Origin of the sequence: Pseudomonas sp. GCM10022186 (assembly GCF_042656385.1) — a bacterium.
In the GTDB taxonomy this organism is placed as follows: Bacteria; Pseudomonadota; Gammaproteobacteria; order Pseudomonadales; family Pseudomonadaceae; genus Metapseudomonas.
The window spans coordinates 286,692-305,559 of sequence record NZ_JBHSOU010000066.1; the positions used below are offsets into that span (position 1 = coordinate 286,692).

Genomic DNA, 18,868 nt, shown 5'->3' on the forward strand with positions numbered 1-18,868 from the left:
GGACGGTTTCTACTTATTCAGGTTTCTTCAGGCGTACCGCCAGCACGTCGCAGGGCGCGCCGTGGAGGACGTCATTGGCGGTAGAACCGAGCAGCAGGGCGAGTCCGTGGCGGCCATGGCTGCCGACGACGATCAGGTCGCAATCCTGTTCCTCGGCCAGGCGGTGGATTTCCTGCCGTGGCTGGCCATAGGCCAGGTGGCGCTGGTCCGCGGTCAGCTCGGAATAGATGCCGGCGAAGGTCTGCAGCCGTTCGCGGGCCTGATCGAATTGTTGTTGCTGGAGCATGGACAGGTCCATGGGTACGTCACCGCCGAAGGCCATGGCCATGGGCTCGACTACGTGCACCAGCGACAGCTTGGCTTTGTTGGCCTGGGCCAGCGCCTGGGCACGACGCACCACCGGATGGCATTCATCGGTCAGGTCGACGGCGACCAGAATGTGCTGGTAGGGCATGGGTGACTCCTCCTTAAGGTTGCGCATGATCACAATTATGGCTGGGCGGAACGTTTAACACAGGCTTTTGCGCGGGATATTACCTTTATGACCCTCTGGATCGTCCTATTGCTCCTCCTTGTGGCGCTCAGTCCCCTGGTCTGGCTGGTGCCGTCCAGAGGGCAGCGGGGGCGCATGGAGCTGCGCATGCAGGCGCGGCGGATGGGCCTGGCCATGCAGTTGTCGCGCCAGGAGTGGCCGCACTGGCTGGCCCAGGAGCCACCCCATTCCTGCGCCCAGTACCACCGGCCGCGTCTGCGCGGACGCGACGCCTGGTGCTACTGGCAGAGCGAACCGGGGACCTGGCTGAACCAGTGGCGCGAGCCCTGCGAGGATCAGGCGCTGCTGGTCCACCTGGCCAGGTTGCCGAAGGATGTCTACAAGGTCGAGGCTAGTTCGCAGATGATCGCCCTCTACTGGGGGGAGCGCGGGAGCGCGGAAGACTTGCAGTGCATTGCCGAGGCGCTCAAGGCGCTGGCCTGAGTGGCTGGAGCGAAGGGGGCGCCCTCGCGCAGCCTCAGCTCTGGGCCGCCGCGTAGCGGGCGGAGACGTCTTCGAGGCCTTCGATGATGCGGTCCGAATATTTGTTGATGAGGAACGGCACGCTTTTCTCGTTGTAGTTCTTCAGCGATTTCTCGATGTAGCGCCATTTGGTGCTGATGCCGTCGAGCCTCTGGCGGATCTCCGCGGTGTTCTGTGGCGCCTGCTCCAGGCTGGCCAGCCGGTGGGCGAACTCGCCGGCCAGTTCGTCGATCGCCTTGCCGCCGGCACTCCCTATGAAGCTGCCACCGATGGAGGCGCTGCGGGAGGCATAGTCCACCGCAATGGCCTGCATCAGCAGGCTCTGGTCGCGGCTGCGCTGGGTCAGGGGCGGCACCTGGGTCGCGCCTTCCTGCTGGATCCTGGTGTAGAGCTCGTTGCTCATTTCCATCAGACGCCGGTTGCGCTCGGTCAGGTCGGCCACGGGCTGCAGGTCGGTGTAGCCATTCTGCTTGAGGCCGGTGACCAGGCCGGTCAGTTCGCCGATATAGCGCTGCCATTCCTGTGCCAGTTGCGCGCGCAGGGCCGTCGAGGCGTCTCCGGGCATATCGCCCAGTTCCTTCAGGCGGGCGTCCGCCGTTTGCACCGACTCGTCGATCATCCGCGCGTAGCGCTGGTCGCCTTCCATGCCGTTGTACATATAGAAGTCGCCGAGACTGCGCTGGGCGGCCAGGCGCATCTGGTGCAGCTTGAGCAGGTCGTCCGCGGGGGCGTCCTGGGCGGAACCTGAGGCGGGGAGGGTGAGCAGGGCAGCCAGCAGAATGGCAGGCAGGCGGCTCTTCATGGGCGCTTCTCCGTGGGCCGGTGGCCTCGTTGTTGTTGTTGTTCTGGAGTTCGAAGCCTGGCGGCTCGAGTGGCACGAATGTACCCGCGGAGCAGGCAATTTGCCAGCGGTCCGCCAGGGCCTCTCATGGCCAGCCGAGGTGGTGGTGATGGGGCGCGATCACTGGTGTGAATCATTGCCCGAATCATCGCTTGACGCGCCGCGAAGCCAGTCGCAGAGCTTTGCATTCGTGGCCGGCCGGTCACGCTGCGTGATTGACAAGCGCCGACTTTTCCGTGAATCTCCGCTCACCCAAATCAAACGGGCGTATGAATCAAGCGTTTGTCTTGTATGACGTTTCCAACCATACGGTCCGAAAATCGTATCGGCGGGTGTGCCCTACCGATCGGGACTATGCTCCGGCAGCGCCGGGGGTGAGTCCGCCGGTTGGCTCCGATGCGTACAGTCCAGTTTCCCAAACCGTGGAGATCAGTTGATGATTTACGAAGGTAAAGCCATCACGGTTAAGGCTCTTGAGGGCGGTATCGTCGAACTGAAATTCGACCTCAAGGGTGAGTCCGTCAATAAATTCAACCGTCTCACCCTGAATGAACTGCGTGATGCAGTCGCAGCCATCAAGGCCGACGCTTCGGTCAAGGGCGTGATCGTCAGCAGCGGCAAGGACGTATTCATCGTCGGCGCCGATATCACCGAATTCGTCGACAACTTCCAGCTTCCCGACGAAGAGCTGGTGGCCGGCAACCTCGAAGCCAACAAGATCTTCAGCGCCTTCGAAGACCTGGAAGTCCCCACCGTCGTCGCGATCAACGGCATCGCCCTGGGCGGCGGCCTGGAAATGTGCCTGGCGGCCGACTACCGCGTGATGAGCACCGAGGCCAGGATCGGCCTGCCGGAAGTCAAGCTGGGCATCTACCCCGGCTTCGGCGGCACCGTGCGCCTGCCGCGCATCATCGGCACCGACAATGCCATCGAGTGGATCGCCTCCGGCAAGGAGAACCGTGCCGAAGACGCCCTGAAAGTCGGCGCCGTCGACGCCGTGATCGCTCCCGAGCTGCTGCAGGCCGGTGCCCTGGACTTGGTCAAGCGCGCCATCGCCGGCGAGCTGGACTACAAGGCCAAGCGCCAGCCCAAGCTGGAAAAACTCAAGCTCAACGCCATCGAGCAGATGATGGCCTTCGAGACCGCCAAGGGCTTCGTCGCCGGCCAGGCCGGTCCGAACTACCCGGCTCCGGTCGAAGCCATCAAGACCATCCAGAAAGCCGCCAGCTTCGGTCGTGACAAGGCCCTGGAAGTCGAGGCCGCCGGTTTCGTGAAGCTGGCCAAGACTTCGGTCGCCGCCAGCCTGATCGGCCTGTTCCTCAACGACCAGGAACTGAAGAAGAAGGCCAAGCAGCACGACGAGATCGCCCACGACGTGAAGCTGGCCGCCGTGCTTGGCGCTGGCATCATGGGCGGCGGCATCGCCTACCAGTCCGCCTCCAAGGGCACTCCGATCCTGATGAAGGATATCCGCGAAGAGGGTATCCAGATGGGCCTGAAGGAAGCGTCCAAGCTGCTCGGCAAGCGCGTCGAGAAGGGCCGCATGAAGCCCGAGAAGATGGCTGAAGCCCTGAACGCGATCCGTCCGACCATGTCCTACGGCGATTTCGGCAACGTCGACATCGTGGTCGAAGCCGTGGTCGAGAACCCGAAGGTCAAGCACGCGGTGCTGGCCGAGGTGGAAGGCCACGTCCGCGAAGACGCCATCATCGCCTCCAACACCTCGACCATCTCCATCAGCTACCTGGCCCAGGCCCTGAAGCGTCCGGAGAACTTCGTCGGCATGCACTTCTTCAACCCGGTGCACATGATGCCGCTGGTGGAAGTGATCCGTGGCGAGAAGTCCAGCGATGTGGCCGTGGCCACCACCGTTGCCTACGCCAAGAAGATGGGCAAGAACCCCATCGTGGTCAACGACTGCCCCGGCTTCCTGGTCAACCGCGTGCTGTTCCCGTATTTCGGCGGCTTCGCCAAGCTGCTGGAATTCGGCGTCGACTTCGTGCGCATCGACAAGATCATGGAGAAGTTCGGCTGGCCCATGGGCCCGGCCTACCTGTCCGACGTGGTCGGCATCGACACCGGCCACCACGGCCGCGATGTGATGGCCGAAGGCTTCCCGGACCGCATGGCTGTTGCCGGCAAGACCGCCGTCGACGTGATGTACGAGGCCAACCGCCTGGGCCAGAAGAACGGCAAGGGCTTCTACGCCTACGAGATGGACAAGCGCGGCAAGCCGAAGAAGGTCTCCGACCCGGTGGCCTATGAAGTGCTCAAGCCCATCGTCAAGGAACAGCGTGAGCTGACCGATGAGGACATCATCAACTTCATGATGATCCCGCTGTGCCTGGAAACCGTGCGTTGCCTGGAAGATGGCATCGTCGAGACCGCTGCCGAGGCCGACATGGGCCTGATCTACGGCATCGGCTTCCCGCCCTTCCGTGGTGGTGCGCTGCGCTACATCGACAGCATCGGCGTAGCCGAATTCGTGGCCATCGCCGACAAGTACGCCGACCTGGGCGCGCTGTACCACCCGACCGCCAAGCTTCGCGAAATGGCCAAGAACGGCCAGAAGTTTTTCGGCTAATTGAGCGAGAGTGAAGAATATGAGCCTGAATCCCAGAGATGCAGTCATTGTCGACTTCGGTCGCACCCCGATGGGTCGCTCCAAGGGTGGCATGCACCGCAACACCCGCGCCGAGGACATGTCGGCCCACCTGATCAGCAAGCTGCTGGAGCGCAACACCAAGGTCGACCCGGCGGAAGTCGAGGACGTGATCTGGGGCTGCGTGAACCAGACCCTGGAGCAGGGCTGGAACATCGCCCGCATGGCGTCGCTGATGACCCAGATCCCCCACACCAGCGCCGGCCAGACCGTCAGCCGCCTGTGCGGTTCTTCCATGAGCGCCCTGCACACTGCCGTGCAGGCGATCCAGACCGGCAATGGCGACGTGTTCGTGGTCGGTGGCGTGGAGCACATGGGCCACGTCGGCATGATGCACGGCGTCGATCCGAACCCGCACCTGTCCCTGTATGCCGCCAAGGCGTCCGGGATGATGGGCCTGACCGCGGAAATGCTCGGCAAGATGCACGGCATCACTCGTGAAGCCCAGGACCAGTTCGGCCTGCGTTCGCACCAGTTGGCCCACAAGGCCACCGTCGAAGGCAAGTTCAAGGATGAAATCATCCCGATGCAGGGCTACGACGAGAACGGCTTCCTCAAGGTGTTCGACTTCGACGAGACCATTCGTCCTGAGACTACCCTGGAAAGCCTTGCCAACCTCAAGCCGGCGTTCAACCCCAAAGGCGGCACCGTGACCGCTGGTACTTCCTCGCAGATCACCGACGGCGCCTCCTGCATGATCGTGATGAGCGCCCAGCGCGCCCAGGATCTGGGCATCCAGCCGATGGCCGTGGTGCGTGCCATGGCGGTGGCCGGCGTCGACCCGGCGATCATGGGCTACGGCCCGGTGCCGTCGACCAGGAAGGCGCTCAAGCGTGCCGGCCTGACCATGGACGACATCGACTTCATCGAGCTCAACGAAGCCTTCGCCGCCCAGGCCCTGCCGGTGCTGAAGGATCTCAAGGTCCTCGACAAGATGGAACAGAAGGTCAACCTGCATGGCGGCGCCATCGCCCTGGGTCACCCGTTCGGTTGCTCCGGTGCCCGTATCTCCGGCACCCTGCTGAACGTGATGAAGCAGAACGGCGGTACCCTGGGCGTGTCCACCATGTGCGTGGGCCTCGGCCAGGGCATTACCACCATCTTCGAGCGCGTATAAGTCGTCTCATCGCGCAAGAAGGATGAGAAAACCGGGGCCCAGTGCCCCGGTTTTTGCTTTCATGTGGAGAAGCACCCCAGGAAATTTCGATCGAGGGCTGGCTTCGGACCGCATCACGCGGCACCATGCGCAACCTTTGCGGGATAGCCTGCATTCATCACTGTGAGGCAACCATGAGCCTGCAACCGGGTCTCTATCGTCACTACAAGGGTCAGCAATACCGTGTCATCGGTGTTGCCCGGCATTCCGAGACCGAGGAAGAACTGGTGGTCTACCAGGCTCTCTACGGCGAATACGGCCTTTGGGTGCGGCCGCTCAGCATGTTCACCGAGACAGTCCAGGTGGATGGCGAGCAGATCGCGCGCTTCGCCCTGGTGAGCGCCGAGCCAAACCCCTTCCCGCAGCCCTGACGGCTGTGGCCGCGGCCGGGGGCGCGCTTGACCGCGCCGCGCTGGCCACTATATATAGCGGTGCCGCGACAGGCGGCTCTCGCCTTTTACATTTTTCATTCAGGAACACACCGATCCATGGGCAAATCGCTGGTCATCGTGGAATCCCCGGCCAAGGCCAAGACCATCAACAAGTACCTGGGCAGCCAGTACGTGGTGAAGTCGAGCATCGGCCACATCCGTGACCTGCCTACCAGCGGTTCGGCCAGTGCGAGCAAGGAGCCGGCCAAGCGGGGCAAGACCGCGTCCGAAGCTCCGGCCCTGTCCGCCAAGGAAAAGGCCAAGCGCCAGCTGGTCGCGCGTATGGGCGTCGACCCCGAGCATGGCTGGAAGGCCAAGTACGAGATCCTGCCCGGCAAGGAAAAGGTGATCGACGAACTGCGCCGCCTGGCCAAGGATGCCGACACCATCTACCTCGCAACCGACTTGGACCGCGAAGGGGAGGCCATCGCCTGGCACCTGCGGGAATCCATCGGTGGCGATGACAGCCGCTACAAGCGCGTGGTGTTCAACGAGATCACCAAGAAGGCCATCCAGGAGGCGTTCTCCCAGCCCGGCGACCTGGATATCAACCGCGTCAACGCCCAGCAGGCCCGCCGCTTCCTCGACCGCGTGGTGGGCTACATGGTCTCGCCGCTGCTCTGGCAGAAGATCGCCCGCGGCCTGTCCGCCGGCCGCGTGCAGTCGGTAGCGGTGAAGCTGGTGGTGGAGCGCGAGCGCGAGATCCGCGCCTTCGTGCCGGAAGAATACTGGGAAGTGCACGCTGACCTCGGGACCGCCAAGGGCGCCAAGGTGCGCTTCGAAGTGGCCCGCGAGAACGGCGAGGCCTTCAAGCCGCTGAACGAAGCCCAGGCCATGGCGGCCCTGGAGAAGCTCAAGGCCTCCAGCTACACCGTGGCCAAGCGCGAGGACAAACCGACCTCCAGCCGTCCGTCCGCGCCCTTCATCACCTCCACCCTGCAGCAGGCCGCGAGCAATCGCCTGGGCTTCGGGGTGAAGAAGACCATGATGATGGCCCAGCGTCTGTACGAGGCCGGCTACATCACCTACATGCGTACCGACTCGACCAACCTCTCGGCCGACGCCATCGGCATGGTGCGTGGCTTCATCGAGGGCGAGTTCGGCCAGAAGTACCTGCCGTCCAAGCCGAACGTCTATTCCAGCAAGGAAGGCGCCCAGGAGGCACACGAGGCGATCCGCCCGTCCGACGTCAACCTCAAGCCGACCCAGCTGTCCGGCATGGAGCGCGATGCCGAGCGCCTGTACGACCTGATCTGGCGCCAGTTCGTCGCCTGCCAGATGCCGCCGGCCGAGTACCTGTCCACCAACGTCAGCGTCAGCGCCGGCGGCTTCGAACTGCGCGCCAAGGGCCGTATCCTCAAGTTCGACGGTTACACCCGCGTCCTGCCGCAGCAGAGCAAGCCGGGCGAAGACGACGTGCTGCCGGAAATGAGCGAAGGCGAGTTGCTCAAGCTGCTCAAGCTCGAGCCCAGCCAGCACTTCACCAAGCCGCCGGCGCGCTACTCCGAGGCCAGTCTGGTCAAGGAACTGGAAAAGCGCGGTATCGGCCGCCCGTCCACCTATGCGGCGATCATCTCCACCATCCAGGAGCGTGGCTACGTGACGGTGCACAACCGTCGCTTCTACGCGGAGAAGATGGGTGACATCGTCACCGAGCGCCTCAACGAAAGCTTCGCCAACCTGATGGATTACGGCTTCACCGCCGGCATGGAAGAGCACCTGGACGATGTGGCCCAGGGTGAGCGCGACTGGAAGCACCTGCTGGACGAGTTCTACGGCGACTTCAAGAAGAAACTGGAGCTGGCCGAGGGTGCCGACAAGGGTATGCGCGCCAACCAGCCGACCCTGACCGACATCCCCTGCCGCGAGTGCGGTCGTCCGATGATGATCCGTACCGCCTCCACCGGCGTGTTCCTCGGCTGCTCGGGCTACAGCCTGCCGCCGAAGGAGCGCTGCAAGGCCACCATCAACCTGGTGCCGGGCGACGAGATCGCCGCGGACGACGAAGGCGAGTCCGAATCCCGCGTGCTGCGTGGCAAGCACCGCTGCCCGATCTGCTCCACCGCCATGGATGCCTACCTGCTGGACGAGACCCGCAAGCTGCACATCTGCGGCAACAACCCGGATTGCTCGGGTTACGAGATCGAGCAGGGCCAGTACCGCATCAAGGGCTATGAAGGCCCGAGCCTGGAGTGCGACAAGTGCGGCAGCGAGATGCAGCTGAAGACCGGTCGTTTCGGCAAGTTCTTCGGCTGCACCAACGCCAGTTGCAAGAACACCCGCAAGCTGCTGAAAAGCGGCGAGGCAGCGCCGCCTAAGATCGATCCGATCCGCATGCCCGAGCTGAAGTGCGAGAAGGTCGATGATGTCTACGTGCTGCGCGATGGCGCTTCCGGCCTGTTCCTGGCCGCCAGCCAGTTCCCGAAGAACCGCGAGACCCGCGCGCCGCTGGTGCAGGAACTGATCCCGCACAAGGACGAGCTGGATGCCAAGTACCATTACCTGCTCGATGCGCCCAGGAAAGACCCCGAAGGGCGTCCGGCGGTGATCCGCTTCAGCCGCAAGACCAAGGAGCAGTACGTGCAGACCGAGGTCGACGGCAAGCCCACCGGCTGGCGCGCCTTCTACGACGGCGGCAAGTGGAAGGTCGAAGACAAGCGCTGATCGACTGCTGCGCGCCCGGCTGCGGGCGCGCATACTACTGCCCGAGTCACCTGTGGAGGGCGCCCTCATGGCCCATGAGCTTTACACCCGCACCAATCAGAAACTCTTCTTCGCCGGCCTGTCGCTGGAGTCCTGGCGCAAGGCGGAAGAGGGCAGGGCGATGAACGCCCAGGCACTGGTGCAGTCCGAACGCGAAGCGTCGCTCTTCCACCTCTATGGCGCCTTGCTCGGCCTGTGTCACGAAATCGCCGGTTACTACCGCTTGTCCGAGGCCGGTGCGCCGCGCGTCGAAATGCTGCTGACTCCGGAAGTGCTGGCTGCGGCACCCAGTCCGGAACTGGCCGAGCTGGTGGAAATGGCCCAGCAACGGGAAACCTGGCTGGCCGAACTGCTCGCCGCGTACCGTGGACTCTTCCAGCCGCCCCAGGCGCCGAAACAGGCCAAGGTCGACCCGACCCTGCCGCTGATCACCGCGGTCAGCGTGGAAGAGGAAGTTGTGCCACTGTCCCAGGAAACCCTGGAGTCCTGGCGGCAGAACCTGAAATCCCTGGCGCTACGTTTCCGGGAAACCCTGAGCGAGTGCTGATTTGATCGACGGGCTAGGGCGTGCTGGCGGCTGGCTGCTACAATAGCCGCCTTTCGTGGAGATCTGAGCTATGCCTACGTCCTTTCTGGAAATAGTCGAACTGCCTGACGGGCGCATCATCCTGCGCCGGGCCGAGGACGAGGAGGCGTTGGTAACGCTGGACTTCTCCTCCGATGCCAAGGCCTTCCTCCAGGGGCATCATCTGGAGGTCGCCAAGGCCATGCTGAATGTCGGCGTGCAAATGGCCGGTCGCCTGGCCGAAGGCGATATGGGCCACGACGAAGGTCCGCGCGTCCTGCATTGAGGCCTGGAGCCGAATCTTCCGCTGATTCGGTTACCGTCTGATGTCACTCGGCGCAAGTCGTGCCCAGCGCTTGCAGCTCTTCAGCCCAGCAGAATGTTCAGGCTTTGCGCGCCGCCCTGGCGTGCCGCCTGGGCGAGTTGGCGCTTGGCCTTCTGCCCCAGATGCAGCCAGCTCACCACCGTGTGGCTGCGGCCGAGGCGTAGCGCTTCGCAGGCCAGTTCCAGGGCGCTCTGCTCGCCCCGCGGTTGCAGGAGCAGGATGCGTTCGCGATTCAGCCCGGAGTCACGCAGCCAGTCACGGGTAAGGCCGGCAGGGGCGCCGATCAGTGTCAGCCAGCGCGCATCCTGCTCTTCGCTCAGCTCCCGGAGCACGGAGGCCAGCAGGTTCCGGCAGTGCCCGGTGGCGCCACGCAGCGACAGTTCGCTGAAGGCTTCCGGTTCTTCCTGGCGGGGTTCTTCCACCACATCGGTCAGCATCGGTACCACGGGGTTTGCCAGGATGGCATCGTGGAACAGAGGGAGCTGGGACCGACCAAGGGACTGCGGGAACTGCATAAGGCCTCCTTTAGCGGCGGATCACGCCGACACTCAAACCTTCTATCACCAGATCCTGTTCATCCAGGTTCACCTCGATGGGGGCGAACTCGGCGTTCTCGGCGATCAGCCAGACCCTGTCGCCATCGCGCTTGAAGCGCTTGACGGTGACCTCGTCACCGAGGCGGGCCACCACCACCTGGCCATTGCGCGCTTCGCGGGTGCTGTGCACGGCGAGCAGGTCGCCGTCGTAGATGCCGATGTCCTTCATGGACATGCCGCGAACGCGAAGCAGATAGTCGGCGCGGGGATGGAAGAAATCGGGGTTGATGCGGCAGGATTCCTCGATGTTCTGCTGGGCGAGGATCGGGGCGCCGGCCGCGACCCGGCCGATTACCGGCAGGCCGTCCTCATCGTTGGCGCCGGGCTCGAAACCGGGGATGCGTATGCCGCGGGATGCGCCGGGTGTCATCTCGATGGCGCCCTTGCGGGCCAGGGCCTTGAGGTGTTCCTCGGCGGCGTTGGGTGACTTGAAGCCGAGCTCCTGGGCGATTTCCGCGCGGGTCGGGGGGAAGCCGTTGTCTTCAAGGCAGCGCTTGATGAATGCGAGAATCTCGGCTTGGCGGGGCGTCAGTTTCAGCATGGCGGCGCTCTGTCTTTTTATACAGTGACTGGGATTATATACAGTGCCGAGGCCTTGGCAATGCTTCTTTTTCCCGGGCGGGTCGAGTCGCGGGCAGGGCTGGCACGTTTCGCCTCGCCATTGCTTGGGTGGAAGTGACTGCTGCGTCGGATTATGGTGTGTTCGGCTTGACAAGCCGGCCGGCTGAAACGTATGTTTCAAACGAGTGTTTGTCAGGCGGAGGAGCCATGGCCCAGTCGGAAACCGTTGAACGCATTCTGGATGCTGCGGAACAGCTGTTCGCGGAAAAAGGCTTCGCCGAGACTTCGTTGCGCCTGATCACCAGCAAGGCTGGGGTCAATCTGGCAGCGGTGAACTATCACTTCGGCTCGAAGAAGGCGCTGATCCAGGCGGTCTTCTCGCGCTTCCTCGGTCCTTTCTGCCAGAGCCTGGAACGTGAACTCGATCGTCGTCAGGCCAAGGCGGAGAGCAAGGCCAGCCTCGAGGAGCTGCTGGAAATGCTCGTCGAACAGGCCCTGGCGGTAAAGCCCCGCAGCGGCAACGACCTGTCGATTTTCATGCGTCTGCTCGGTCTCGCATTCAGTCAGAGCCAGGGCCACTTGCGCAAGTACCTTGAAGAGGTTTATGGCAAGGTTTTCCGCCGCTACATGCTGCTGGTTAACGAATCCGCGCCGCGTGTGCCGCCGCTCGAACTCTTCTGGCGGGTGCACTTCATGCTCGGCGCCGCGGCCTTCAGCATGTCCGGCATCAAGGCGCTGCGCGCCATGGCGGAGACCGATTTCGGCGTGAACACTTCGATCGAACAGGTCATGCGCCTGATGGTGCCCTTCCTCGCCGCCGGCATGCGCGCCGAGACCGGGGTCACCGACGAAGTCCTGGCCAAGGCTGTGCTAAAGCCTCGCAACAAGGCGCCTGCCGCCCCGGCCAAGGCGTAAAACGATGGGCGCGAGCGGGCTGATCGGCTAAGCTTGCGGCCCATGCAAAACCTCGATCTTCTGCATATCTCCATCGCCGACCAGCAGCTCTACGGCTTCGCCGAAGGGCGGCTGGTACTGCGCATGTCCGTGTCCACCGCCCTGAAGGGCGTGGGCGAAACCAATGGCTCCAACTGCACGCCCCGTGGTCTGCACCAGGTGCGCGCGCGGATAGGCGATGGCCTGCCCCTGGGGGCGGTGCTGCGCGGTCGGCGCTGGACCGGGGAAGTCTGGAGCGCCGAGCTGCACGAGCGTTTCCCGGGGCGGGACTGGATTCTCAGCCGGATCCTCTGGCTGAGCGGCTGCGAACCCGGCCGCAATCGCCTCGGCAACGTGGACAGCTTCCGCCGCTACATCTACCTGCACGGCACGCCGGACACCGAACCCATGGGCGTGCCCCGTTCCCATGGGTGCATTCGTCTGCGCAATGCCGACGTGCTGGAACTCTTCGACCGGGTACCCGTCCACTGTGCGGTACGCATAGACGAAGCGCCGTGCCCGGCCTGGGCGGCGGCAGAACTCTCGTAAGGAATTTCAATGCAAGGCTCCCTGATGCTGGATATCGGTGGCACCTGGCTGACCGCCGAGGATCGGCAGATCCTCCGTCAGCCGGAAGTCGCCGGCCTGATCATCTTCGCTCGCAACATCGAAAGCCCGCGCCAGGTGCGCGAACTCTGCGCGTCCATTCGCGCCGTGCGCCCCGACCTGATCCTCGCCGTCGACCAGGAGGGCGGGCGGGTGCAGCGTCTGCGCCAGGGCTTCCTGCGACTGCCCGCCATGCGCGCGCTGGCCGACAATGACAATGCCGAGCAACTGGCCGAGCAGTGTGGCTGGCTGATGGCCACCGAAGTGCTGGCCGTGGGGCTGGATATCAGCTTTGCGCCGGTGCTGGACCTCGACCATCAACGCAGCGCCGTGGTCGGCAGCCGCGCCTTCGAGGGCGACCCGGAGCGCGCCGCGCGTCTTGCCGGTGCCTTCATTCGCGGGCTGCGCCAGGCCGGCATGGCCGCCACCGGCAAGCACTTTCCCGGCCACGGCTGGGCGGAGGCGGATTCCCATGTGGCGATTCCCACCGACGAGCGCAGCCTGGAGCAGATTCGCCGGAGCGACCTGGTGCCCTTCGCGCGGCTCGCCTCGGAACTGGACGGCATGATGCCCGCCCATGTCATCTACCCACAGGTGGACAACCAGCCCGCCGGCTTCTCGCGGCGCTGGCTGCAGGACATCCTGCGTGGCGAATTGAAGTTCTCCGGGGTCATCTTCAGCGATGACCTGTCCATGGCCGGCGCTCACGTGGCGGGTGACGCCGCCGAGCGCATCGAGGCGGCGCTGATCGCCGGTTGCGACATGGGCCTGGTATGCAATGACCGCGCCTCTGCCGAACTGGCCCTGGAGCGCCTGCAGCGCCTGGGCGCCAAGCCGCCGGCCAGCCTGGCGCGGATGCGCCGCCGCGCCTTCCCCGGTACCGAATACCGTCAGGACCCCCGCTGGCTGCAGGCCGTTGCAGCCCTGCGCGAAGCACAGTTGATCGATTGAGGAATCCACATGACCGTCTACGCCATCATCGGTGGTACAGGCCTGACCCAGCTCGAAGGCCTGAGCATGAGAGCCCTGCTCAACCCTGAAACGCCCTATGGCGCGCCCTCGGCCGGTATCGTCCATGGCGAGTACGCCGGGCACGATGCGCTGTTCCTCGCGCGACACGGTCATCCGCACCGGATACCGCCGCACCAGGTGAACTACCGGGCCAACCTCTGGGCCCTCAAGCAAGCCGGTGCCCAGGCGGTGATCGCGGTGAACGCGGTGGGCGGCATCCATCCGGCCATGGGCAGCGGCCACCTGGTGGTGCCGCATCAGGTGATCGACTACACCCACGGCCGCATCGATACCTTCTTCGAGGGCGACCTGGACCACGTCACCCATATCGATTTCAGCCATCCCTACGACGAGGCCCTGCGCGGCCAGCTGCTGGCGGCGCTGAACGCCTGCGATTACCCCCACAGCGATTTCGGCGTCTATGGCTGCACCCAGGGTCCGCGCCTGGAGACCGTGGCCGAGATCGTCCGCCTGGAGCGTGACGGCTGCGACATCGTGGGCATGACCGGCATGCCCGAGGCAGCCCTGGCCCGCGAGCTGGACCTTCCCTATGCCTGCCTGTCCCTGGTGGTCAATCCTGCCGCCGGCAAGTCCGAAGGCATCATCACCATGGCCGAGATCGAGGCCGCATTGGCCGAGGGAATCGGCAAGGTACGCAACGTCCTTGCCCATGTCCTGAAGGGCTGAGGTCCGCAGGCCCGCCGAGGCCCGCCGCCGCTTTCACAGCCTCTGGAAGAAGGTTGGATAGCGGTTCACCAGGCCATCGTCATCCAGGGTCAGCACCGCCTCGAAACCACTGCCATCGAGGTTCTGGTAGAGGTAGTGGGCCTGGTCGAGACGGGTGTAGGCCTGGCGCATGCGCCGCACCGTCAGTTGCGGCGCTTCGACGAACACCACATCGATTTCCCGGCGCTCGCCCAGGTTGAGGAAGAGCCGCCAGATGCTCGGGCTGTTGGTGAAGGGCGTCGGCCAGAGGTCCAGGTCGAGGCTGCCGGACAGCTCCGGCAGCTTGCGGCCTTCGCCTTCGAACCAGTGCAGGCCGTCGCGGCGCAGCGTCAGGCTTCGGGTGCCGTCGGCATCTCGCACGGTGGCGCTGAAGGCCCGAGGCTCCCAGCCCTTGGTGTATTCCAGGGTGTAATTGAGGCGATAGGGCTTGCCGTCGTCGTCGAAGGCCACCATTCCGCTGTCCGCCCGTCGGCCCTCGAGACGGAAGTCCTCCAGACCCTGGGTGGGCGCGCGGGCGTTCCAGAGGTGGGACCAGAGGGCGGTGGTTCTCATCGATTCTTGCCTCGCAGCGCGCGGGGTCGCGCAGATTCAGGGAAAAGGGTAGCAACTGGGCCCTGAGCGGACCCGGTTCCGCCAGAATTCAGCCCAGCAACAGCCCCACCTGGCGGATCTTCGGCAGGCGCGCCACCACCAACTGATGGGAGCGGGTGATCAGTTCGCGTAGCTCATCGTCGCCCATGGGGTAGGGGTGCTGCATGCTGATCCACTGGGCGCGTGCCAGGTAGGGCGCGGGACTGATGCCGGGGCGGTCGACGTAGCCGAGGAAGAGGTCCTTGTCGACCTTGAAGGCCAGGCCGTCTCCGAGGAAGTCGAGGATGGCGAACATCTTGTTGCCGGCCACCGAGAACACCCGGTTGCTGCCCCATTTGAGGTCCTCCCGTGCGCCGGGCAGTTGCAGGCAGAAGGTGGCGACTTGGTCGGGGGTCATGAGTGCTCCTGTTCCTTCAGGTTCTGGATTCGCTGCGCAGCAGCCACAGGGAGAGCAGCATGCCGGTCAGCGCCATCAGGGCGGCCACCAGGAAGATCGCGGCGAAGCCCGCGCCGCCTGCGATGGCGCCCATCAGCGGGCCGGCGATGCCCAGGGCCAGGTCGAAGAATACCGCGTAGGCGCCCAGAGCCGAACTGCGGCTGGCGGCCGGAATGCGGGTCACGGCTTCGACACCGAGGGCAGGGTAGACCAGGGACAGGCCGAAGCCCGTCAGCGCGGCGCCTGCCAGCGCGAGCCAGGGCGTCGGCGCCAGCCAGAGGAGGAACAGGCCGAGGCTTTCCACCGTCAGGCAGGCGATGGCCACCCGGTAGCCGCCGACATGCTTGATGCTATTGACGAACAGCAGCCGCGCGCCGATGAAGGCGCAGCCGAAGGCGGTCAGGCAGTAGGCGGCGCCTTGCCAGCCCAGGCTCGCGTAATAGAGGGTGATGAAGGTGGCCAGGGTGCCGAAGCCGATGGAGCCCAGGGCCAGCGCCATGCCGTTGGGGGCAATGCGCAGGAAGACGTTGGAAAACGGCAGCCGCTCGCCCTGGACGATGGGCGCGGGGCGCTTCGGCCAGGCCAGCAGGAGGGAGATGGCGCAAAGTAGCGCGATCAGCCCGCCGATGCTCCATAAACCCAGGGTGCCCACCATCACCACGCCCAGCGGTGCGCCTATGGCCACCGCGCCGTAGGAGGCGATGCCGTTGAAGGAGATCACCCGCGCCATGTTCTCCGCGCCTACCAGGCCCACCCCCCAACTGATGGAACCGGTGCCCACCAGGCCCTGGCCGATGCCCAGCAGCACGCGCCCGCCCAGCAGCAACGCCAGGCTCAGCGTGGAGAACTGCGCCAGGGATGTGGAGAGCAATGTGAGCACCCCGGAAAGGCCGCAGCAGGCCATGCCGTAGATCACCGCGCGCTTGGCCCCCAACCGATCCGCCAGGCTGCCGGACATGGGCCGGGAGAGCAGGGTGGAGAGGTACTGGGTGCTGATCACGACGCCCGCCATCACCGAACCGTAGCCCATGTCGTCATGCACGTAGCCGGGCAGCACGGCGATCGGCAGGCCGACGCAGAGGAAGCTGATGAAGGTGAAGAAGACGATGGAGATGATCTGCAGGGTGGTGGAGGACGCGGACGGCAGGGGCGTGCTCATGGCAGAACCTGGAATCGGGGCGCAGTGGAAAGCTGCCCATCATCCCCGACTCGAGATGGCAAAGGAAGCTAGCTAATGGTTGTCTTGCTGGCGGTGGCTCAGATGACGGGGAAATCGTTGTGGGAGAAGGCCGTGGCCAGGTGCTCGATCCAGGCCCGCACCGCCGGCAGCATGCCGCGCCTGTGGGTGTAGACCGCCTGCAGGTAGCCACCGGGCATGCTCCATTCGGGCAGCAGGCGCACCAGGCTGCCGTCGCGCAGTTCGGCCTCGCAATTCATCTGCGGCAGCATGCTGAAACCCAGTCCCGCCAGCACCGCGTGCTTGCGCACATCGAAGTCCTCGATGCCCAGCCGCGCCTCCAGCACCACCTCGCGGCGATTGCCGTGGCTATCGCGCAGATAGTGGTGGATGCGCCGGTCCGCCTCGAGGGCGCCGAGGGCGGGCAGGTGCTGGAGGTCGTCCGGGGTCTGGATGCTGATGCCCTCCAGCAGGCTGGGCGCCGCCACCAGGAAGGCTTGGGCCGGGCTCAGCTGGCGGGCGATGAGCGTCGGATCCTCGTCGCCTGCCTCGCGCACCCGCAGGGCCACGTCCACGCCCTCCTCGCGCAGGTCAACGCGGCGATTGGTGAGGAACATGTCCAATTGCACCAGCGGATAAAGCTGGAGGAACTCGACGATGACGGACTTCAGCATGGCATGCGCCAGTTCCGTGGGGCAGGACACCCGCAGGCGGCCACGGGGCTCGGCGGTTAGGCTTGCCACTGCTTCGTCGGCCTGTTCGGCCTCCAGCAGCATGGCCTGGCAGTGGCGCAGGTAACGCTCGCCGACGTCGGTCAGCGCCAGCTTGCGGGTGGTGCGCTGCAGCAGGCGGACGCCAAGGCGCGTCTCCAGATCGGCGATGCGCCGCGACAGGCGCGACTTGGGCACGCCCAGCAGGCGGCCGGCGGCGGAAAAGCCACCGTGCTCCACGACTTTGGCGAAATAGAAGAGATCGTTGAGGTCTTGCATGGCGTCGTCCTGCGGGTGGGACGAAGTATCGCTCCGGGGCGCTTTGGTGCGCCATTGTTTTGTCCAGCAGGACTGCGCCGCTCATTGCCGGGCGGCCAGCCAGGGGCTATACCTGTGCCTCTTCCCCACCCGAAAACGGAGTGTTCACCATGTCCTTGTCCATGTACGAGGCGTCGATCCCGGTACTGGCGCGCATGCTCGGCAACCTGTCCAACATCCTCAGGAAGGCCGAGGCCAATGCCCAGGCGCGCAGCATCGATCCCAAGGTGTTCATCGAGTCGCGCCTGGCGCCGGACATGTATCCCCTGGCGCGCCAGGTGCAGATCGCCAGCGATATGGCCAAGGGCTGCGCCGCCCGCCTGGCCGGTGTCGAGGTACCGAGCTGGGCCGATACCGAAACCACCTTCGACGAGCTGCAAGGGCGCATCACCAAGACCCTGGACTTCATCAAGGGCATTGATGCTTCCCAGCTGGATGGCAGTGAATCCCGCACCGTGGTGTTGAAGATGCGTAGCGGAGAAATCAGCTTCAGCGGCCGCGACTACCTGCTCAACTTCGCCCTGCCGAACTTCTATTTCCATATCACCGCGGCCTACGCGATCCTGCGCCACAACGGCGTGGACGTGGGCAAGATGGATTTCCTGGGCGGCGTCTGATTTCCAGCCTGCAGGGTGGATGGCGCTCTTCCATCCACCGTCGCGCTCACCCCACCTATCATGGTGGATCGGTGGAGCGTGATCCACCCTACGGCTTTGTCCTGCGGATGGGACGCTGAATCACGAAATCGCCGTCTAATCAGCCTTTATCGACATGGATAGGATTACCCCCAATCCGATCGGCCGTCGCCGGTCGCCCAACTGAGGGTAACCATCCATGAAACTCCTGCACCTCGATTCCAGCATCCTCGGCGACGCCTCCGCCTCCCGCCAACTGAGCCGCGCCGTGGTCGACGCCTGGCAGGCCGCCGAGCCCGCCGCCCAGGTCATCTACCGCGACCTGGCCATCGATGCCATCAGCCACCTGTCCGGCCTGAGCCTGGCCGCGGGCGCTACCCCGGCCGAACTGCGCGACGCCGCGCAGAAGCACGAAGCTGAACTCGGCGAAACCACCCTGAACGAATTCCTCGCCGCCGACGCCATCGTCATCGGCGCGCCGATGTACAACTTCACCATTCCGACCCAGCTGAAAGCCTGGATCGACCGCATCGCCGTGGCCGGCAAGACCTTCCGCTACACCGAGAACGGCCCGGAAGGCCTGGCGGGCGGCAAGAAGGTGGTGATCGTGTCCACTGCCGGTGGCATCCACGCCGGTCAGGCCACTGGCCAGGCCCACGAGGACTACCTGAAGCTGGTGCTGGGCTTCCTCGGCGTGACCGATATCGAGATCGTCCGCGCAGAAGGCCTCGCCTATGGCGAGGAGCCGCGCGCCAATGCGATCAAGGGCGCCAACGAGCAGATCGGCGAGCTGTTCGCCGCTGCCTGATCCGGCCCCCGGAAAACACAAAGCCCCGCATTGCGGGGCTTTGTCGTTTCCGGAGGCGGCGA

Annotated in this window: 21 protein-coding genes; 13 read left to right on the plus strand and 8 right to left on the minus strand. The window is 64.8% G+C overall.

Features of this window, described 5'->3' with window-relative positions; genetic code table 11:
* Window positions 1-13: 13 nt before the first annotated feature.
* Window positions 14-454 carry a universal stress protein gene (locus ACFPU0_RS24535; protein ID WP_377695890.1) on the minus strand — a complete coding sequence of 147 codons (441 nt, stop codon included), beginning with the start codon at window positions 452-454 and terminating at the stop codon, window positions 14-16.
* An 87-nt stretch (window positions 455-541) separates the two neighbouring features.
* Here ACFPU0_RS24535 and ACFPU0_RS24540 point away from each other — a divergent pair, with 87 nt between their 5' ends.
* Entirely contained in the window at window positions 542-976 is a 435-nt protein-coding gene (locus ACFPU0_RS24540) for a hypothetical protein (RefSeq protein WP_377695891.1), read from the plus strand.
* 34 nt (window positions 977-1,010) lie between these two features.
* On the opposite strand, the gene ACFPU0_RS24545 is transcribed toward ACFPU0_RS24540, so the two are convergent.
* Window positions 1,011-1,817 carry a hypothetical protein gene (locus ACFPU0_RS24545; protein ID WP_377695892.1) on the minus strand — a complete coding sequence of 269 codons (807 nt, stop codon included), beginning with the start codon at window positions 1,815-1,817 and terminating at the stop codon, window positions 1,011-1,013.
* Between the two features lie 475 nt (window positions 1,818-2,292).
* On the opposite strand from ACFPU0_RS24545, the gene fadB reads away from it, so the two are divergent.
* The 6 genes from fadB to ACFPU0_RS24575 all read left to right on the plus strand — a co-directional run bounded on the left by fadB (window position 2,293) and on the right by ACFPU0_RS24575 (window position 9,659).
* Entirely contained in the window at window positions 2,293-4,440 is a 2,148-nt protein-coding gene (gene fadB / locus ACFPU0_RS24550; RefSeq protein WP_377695893.1) for a fatty acid oxidation complex subunit alpha FadB, read from the plus strand.
* Window positions 4,441-4,459: 19 nt separating this feature from the next.
* The gene (gene fadA / locus ACFPU0_RS24555; protein WP_377695894.1) at window positions 4,460-5,635 is read left to right on the plus strand and encodes an acetyl-CoA C-acyltransferase FadA; all 1,176 of its coding nucleotides are present in this window, start codon (window positions 4,460-4,462) and stop codon (window positions 5,633-5,635) included.
* Window positions 5,636-5,808: 173 nt separating this feature from the next.
* Window positions 5,809-6,045: a DUF1653 domain-containing protein gene (locus ACFPU0_RS24560; RefSeq protein WP_377695895.1), complete on the plus strand. Its 237-nt coding sequence runs from the start codon at window positions 5,809-5,811 to the stop codon at window positions 6,043-6,045.
* 117 nt (window positions 6,046-6,162) lie between these two features.
* Window positions 6,163-8,769: a type I DNA topoisomerase gene (gene topA, locus ACFPU0_RS24565; protein WP_377695896.1), complete on the plus strand. Its 2,607-nt coding sequence runs from the start codon at window positions 6,163-6,165 to the stop codon at window positions 8,767-8,769.
* Between the two features lie 67 nt (window positions 8,770-8,836).
* Window positions 8,837-9,355, plus strand: coding sequence for a DUF6586 family protein (locus tag ACFPU0_RS24570; protein ID WP_377695897.1), 519 nt, complete (start codon window positions 8,837-8,839; stop codon window positions 9,353-9,355).
* 70 nt (window positions 9,356-9,425) lie between these two features.
* A complete protein-coding gene (locus ACFPU0_RS24575; protein WP_377695898.1) occupies window positions 9,426-9,659 on the plus strand; it encodes a hypothetical protein in 234 nt (77 codons plus the stop codon).
* Window positions 9,660-9,739: 80 nt separating this feature from the next.
* Here the strand turns inward: ACFPU0_RS24575 and sulA are convergent, their stop codons facing one another.
* Both sulA and lexA read right to left on the minus strand, forming a co-directional pair.
* Window positions 9,740-10,213 (minus strand): SOS-induced cell division inhibitor SulA, encoded by a 474-nt coding sequence (gene sulA, locus ACFPU0_RS24580; protein ID WP_377695899.1) that lies wholly within the window; start codon window positions 10,211-10,213, stop codon window positions 9,740-9,742.
* A 10-nt stretch (window positions 10,214-10,223) separates the two neighbouring features.
* Window positions 10,224-10,835 (minus strand): transcriptional repressor LexA, encoded by a 612-nt coding sequence (gene lexA, locus ACFPU0_RS24585; protein WP_377695900.1) that lies wholly within the window; start codon window positions 10,833-10,835, stop codon window positions 10,224-10,226.
* A 227-nt stretch (window positions 10,836-11,062) separates the two neighbouring features.
* On the opposite strand from lexA, the gene ACFPU0_RS24590 reads away from it, so the two are divergent.
* The 4 genes from ACFPU0_RS24590 to ACFPU0_RS24605 are packed head-to-tail and all read left to right on the plus strand — an operon-like array spanning window position 11,063 to window position 14,092.
* Entirely contained in the window at window positions 11,063-11,770 is a 708-nt protein-coding gene (locus ACFPU0_RS24590) for a TetR/AcrR family transcriptional regulator (RefSeq protein ID WP_377695936.1), read from the plus strand.
* 42 nt (window positions 11,771-11,812) lie between these two features.
* Entirely contained in the window at window positions 11,813-12,337 is a 525-nt protein-coding gene (locus ACFPU0_RS24595) for a L,D-transpeptidase family protein (protein WP_377695901.1), read from the plus strand.
* Window positions 12,338-12,346: 9 nt separating this feature from the next.
* Entirely contained in the window at window positions 12,347-13,345 is a 999-nt protein-coding gene (gene nagZ / locus ACFPU0_RS24600; protein WP_377695902.1) for a beta-N-acetylhexosaminidase, read from the plus strand.
* Between the two features lie 9 nt (window positions 13,346-13,354).
* The gene (locus tag ACFPU0_RS24605) at window positions 13,355-14,092 is read left to right on the plus strand and encodes an S-methyl-5'-thioinosine phosphorylase (RefSeq protein WP_377695903.1); all 738 of its coding nucleotides are present in this window, start codon (window positions 13,355-13,357) and stop codon (window positions 14,090-14,092) included.
* 33 nt (window positions 14,093-14,125) lie between these two features.
* On the opposite strand, the gene ACFPU0_RS24610 is transcribed toward ACFPU0_RS24605, so the two are convergent.
* The 4 genes from ACFPU0_RS24610 to ACFPU0_RS24625 all read right to left on the minus strand — a co-directional run bounded on the left by ACFPU0_RS24610 (window position 14,126) and on the right by ACFPU0_RS24625 (window position 17,324).
* Entirely contained in the window at window positions 14,126-14,683 is a 558-nt protein-coding gene (locus ACFPU0_RS24610) for a putative glycolipid-binding domain-containing protein (protein WP_377695904.1), read from the minus strand.
* 88 nt (window positions 14,684-14,771) lie between these two features.
* Window positions 14,772-15,119, minus strand: coding sequence for an MmcQ/YjbR family DNA-binding protein (locus tag ACFPU0_RS24615; RefSeq protein ID WP_377695905.1), 348 nt, complete (start codon window positions 15,117-15,119; stop codon window positions 14,772-14,774).
* A 16-nt stretch (window positions 15,120-15,135) separates the two neighbouring features.
* Window positions 15,136-16,317, minus strand: a complete 1,182-nt coding sequence (locus ACFPU0_RS24620) for an MFS transporter (protein ID WP_377695906.1) — start codon at window positions 16,315-16,317, stop codon at window positions 15,136-15,138.
* 98 nt (window positions 16,318-16,415) lie between these two features.
* Complete coding sequence (locus ACFPU0_RS24625) at window positions 16,416-17,324, minus strand: LysR substrate-binding domain-containing protein (protein WP_377695907.1); 909 nt, start codon at window positions 17,322-17,324, stop codon at window positions 16,416-16,418.
* Window positions 17,325-17,473: 149 nt separating this feature from the next.
* Between ACFPU0_RS24625 and ACFPU0_RS24630 the strand changes: the two genes are divergently transcribed.
* Together ACFPU0_RS24630 and ACFPU0_RS24635 are read left to right on the plus strand one after the other, a co-directional pair.
* The gene (locus tag ACFPU0_RS24630; protein ID WP_377695908.1) at window positions 17,474-17,980 is read left to right on the plus strand and encodes a DUF1993 domain-containing protein; all 507 of its coding nucleotides are present in this window, start codon (window positions 17,474-17,476) and stop codon (window positions 17,978-17,980) included.
* Between the two features lie 217 nt (window positions 17,981-18,197).
* The gene (locus tag ACFPU0_RS24635) at window positions 18,198-18,806 is read left to right on the plus strand and encodes an FMN-dependent NADH-azoreductase (protein ID WP_377695909.1); all 609 of its coding nucleotides are present in this window, start codon (window positions 18,198-18,200) and stop codon (window positions 18,804-18,806) included.
* Window positions 18,807-18,868: the final 62 nt, after the last annotated feature.

Coding starts and splice junctions, on each gene's coding strand:
- ACFPU0_RS24535 (WP_377695890.1), bottom strand. CDS start 454: ATGCCCTACCAGCACATTCTGGTCGCCGTCGACCTGACCGATGAATGC.
- ACFPU0_RS24540 (WP_377695891.1), top strand. CDS start 542: ATGACCCTCTGGATCGTCCTATTGCTCCTCCTTGTGGCGCTCAGTCCC.
- ACFPU0_RS24545 (WP_377695892.1), bottom strand. CDS start 1,817: ATGAAGAGCCGCCTGCCTGCCATTCTGCTGGCTGCCCTGCTCACCCTC.
- fadB (WP_377695893.1), top strand. CDS start 2,293: ATGATTTACGAAGGTAAAGCCATCACGGTTAAGGCTCTTGAGGGCGGT.
- fadA (WP_377695894.1), top strand. CDS start 4,460: ATGAGCCTGAATCCCAGAGATGCAGTCATTGTCGACTTCGGTCGCACC.
- ACFPU0_RS24560 (WP_377695895.1), top strand. CDS start 5,809: ATGAGCCTGCAACCGGGTCTCTATCGTCACTACAAGGGTCAGCAATAC.
- topA (WP_377695896.1), top strand. CDS start 6,163: ATGGGCAAATCGCTGGTCATCGTGGAATCCCCGGCCAAGGCCAAGACC.
- ACFPU0_RS24570 (WP_377695897.1), top strand. CDS start 8,837: ATGGCCCATGAGCTTTACACCCGCACCAATCAGAAACTCTTCTTCGCC.
- ACFPU0_RS24575 (WP_377695898.1), top strand. CDS start 9,426: ATGCCTACGTCCTTTCTGGAAATAGTCGAACTGCCTGACGGGCGCATC.
- sulA (WP_377695899.1), bottom strand. CDS start 10,213: ATGCAGTTCCCGCAGTCCCTTGGTCGGTCCCAGCTCCCTCTGTTCCAC.
- lexA (WP_377695900.1), bottom strand. CDS start 10,835: ATGCTGAAACTGACGCCCCGCCAAGCCGAGATTCTCGCATTCATCAAG.
- ACFPU0_RS24590 (WP_377695936.1), top strand. CDS start 11,063: ATGGCCCAGTCGGAAACCGTTGAACGCATTCTGGATGCTGCGGAACAG.
- ACFPU0_RS24595 (WP_377695901.1), top strand. CDS start 11,813: ATGCAAAACCTCGATCTTCTGCATATCTCCATCGCCGACCAGCAGCTC.
- nagZ (WP_377695902.1), top strand. CDS start 12,347: ATGCAAGGCTCCCTGATGCTGGATATCGGTGGCACCTGGCTGACCGCC.
- ACFPU0_RS24605 (WP_377695903.1), top strand. CDS start 13,355: ATGACCGTCTACGCCATCATCGGTGGTACAGGCCTGACCCAGCTCGAA.
- ACFPU0_RS24610 (WP_377695904.1), bottom strand. CDS start 14,683: ATGAGAACCACCGCCCTCTGGTCCCACCTCTGGAACGCCCGCGCGCCC.
- ACFPU0_RS24615 (WP_377695905.1), bottom strand. CDS start 15,119: ATGACCCCCGACCAAGTCGCCACCTTCTGCCTGCAACTGCCCGGCGCA.
- ACFPU0_RS24620 (WP_377695906.1), bottom strand. CDS start 16,317: ATGAGCACGCCCCTGCCGTCCGCGTCCTCCACCACCCTGCAGATCATC.
- ACFPU0_RS24625 (WP_377695907.1), bottom strand. CDS start 17,324: ATGCAAGACCTCAACGATCTCTTCTATTTCGCCAAAGTCGTGGAGCAC.
- ACFPU0_RS24630 (WP_377695908.1), top strand. CDS start 17,474: ATGTCCTTGTCCATGTACGAGGCGTCGATCCCGGTACTGGCGCGCATG.
- ACFPU0_RS24635 (WP_377695909.1), top strand. CDS start 18,198: ATGAAACTCCTGCACCTCGATTCCAGCATCCTCGGCGACGCCTCCGCC.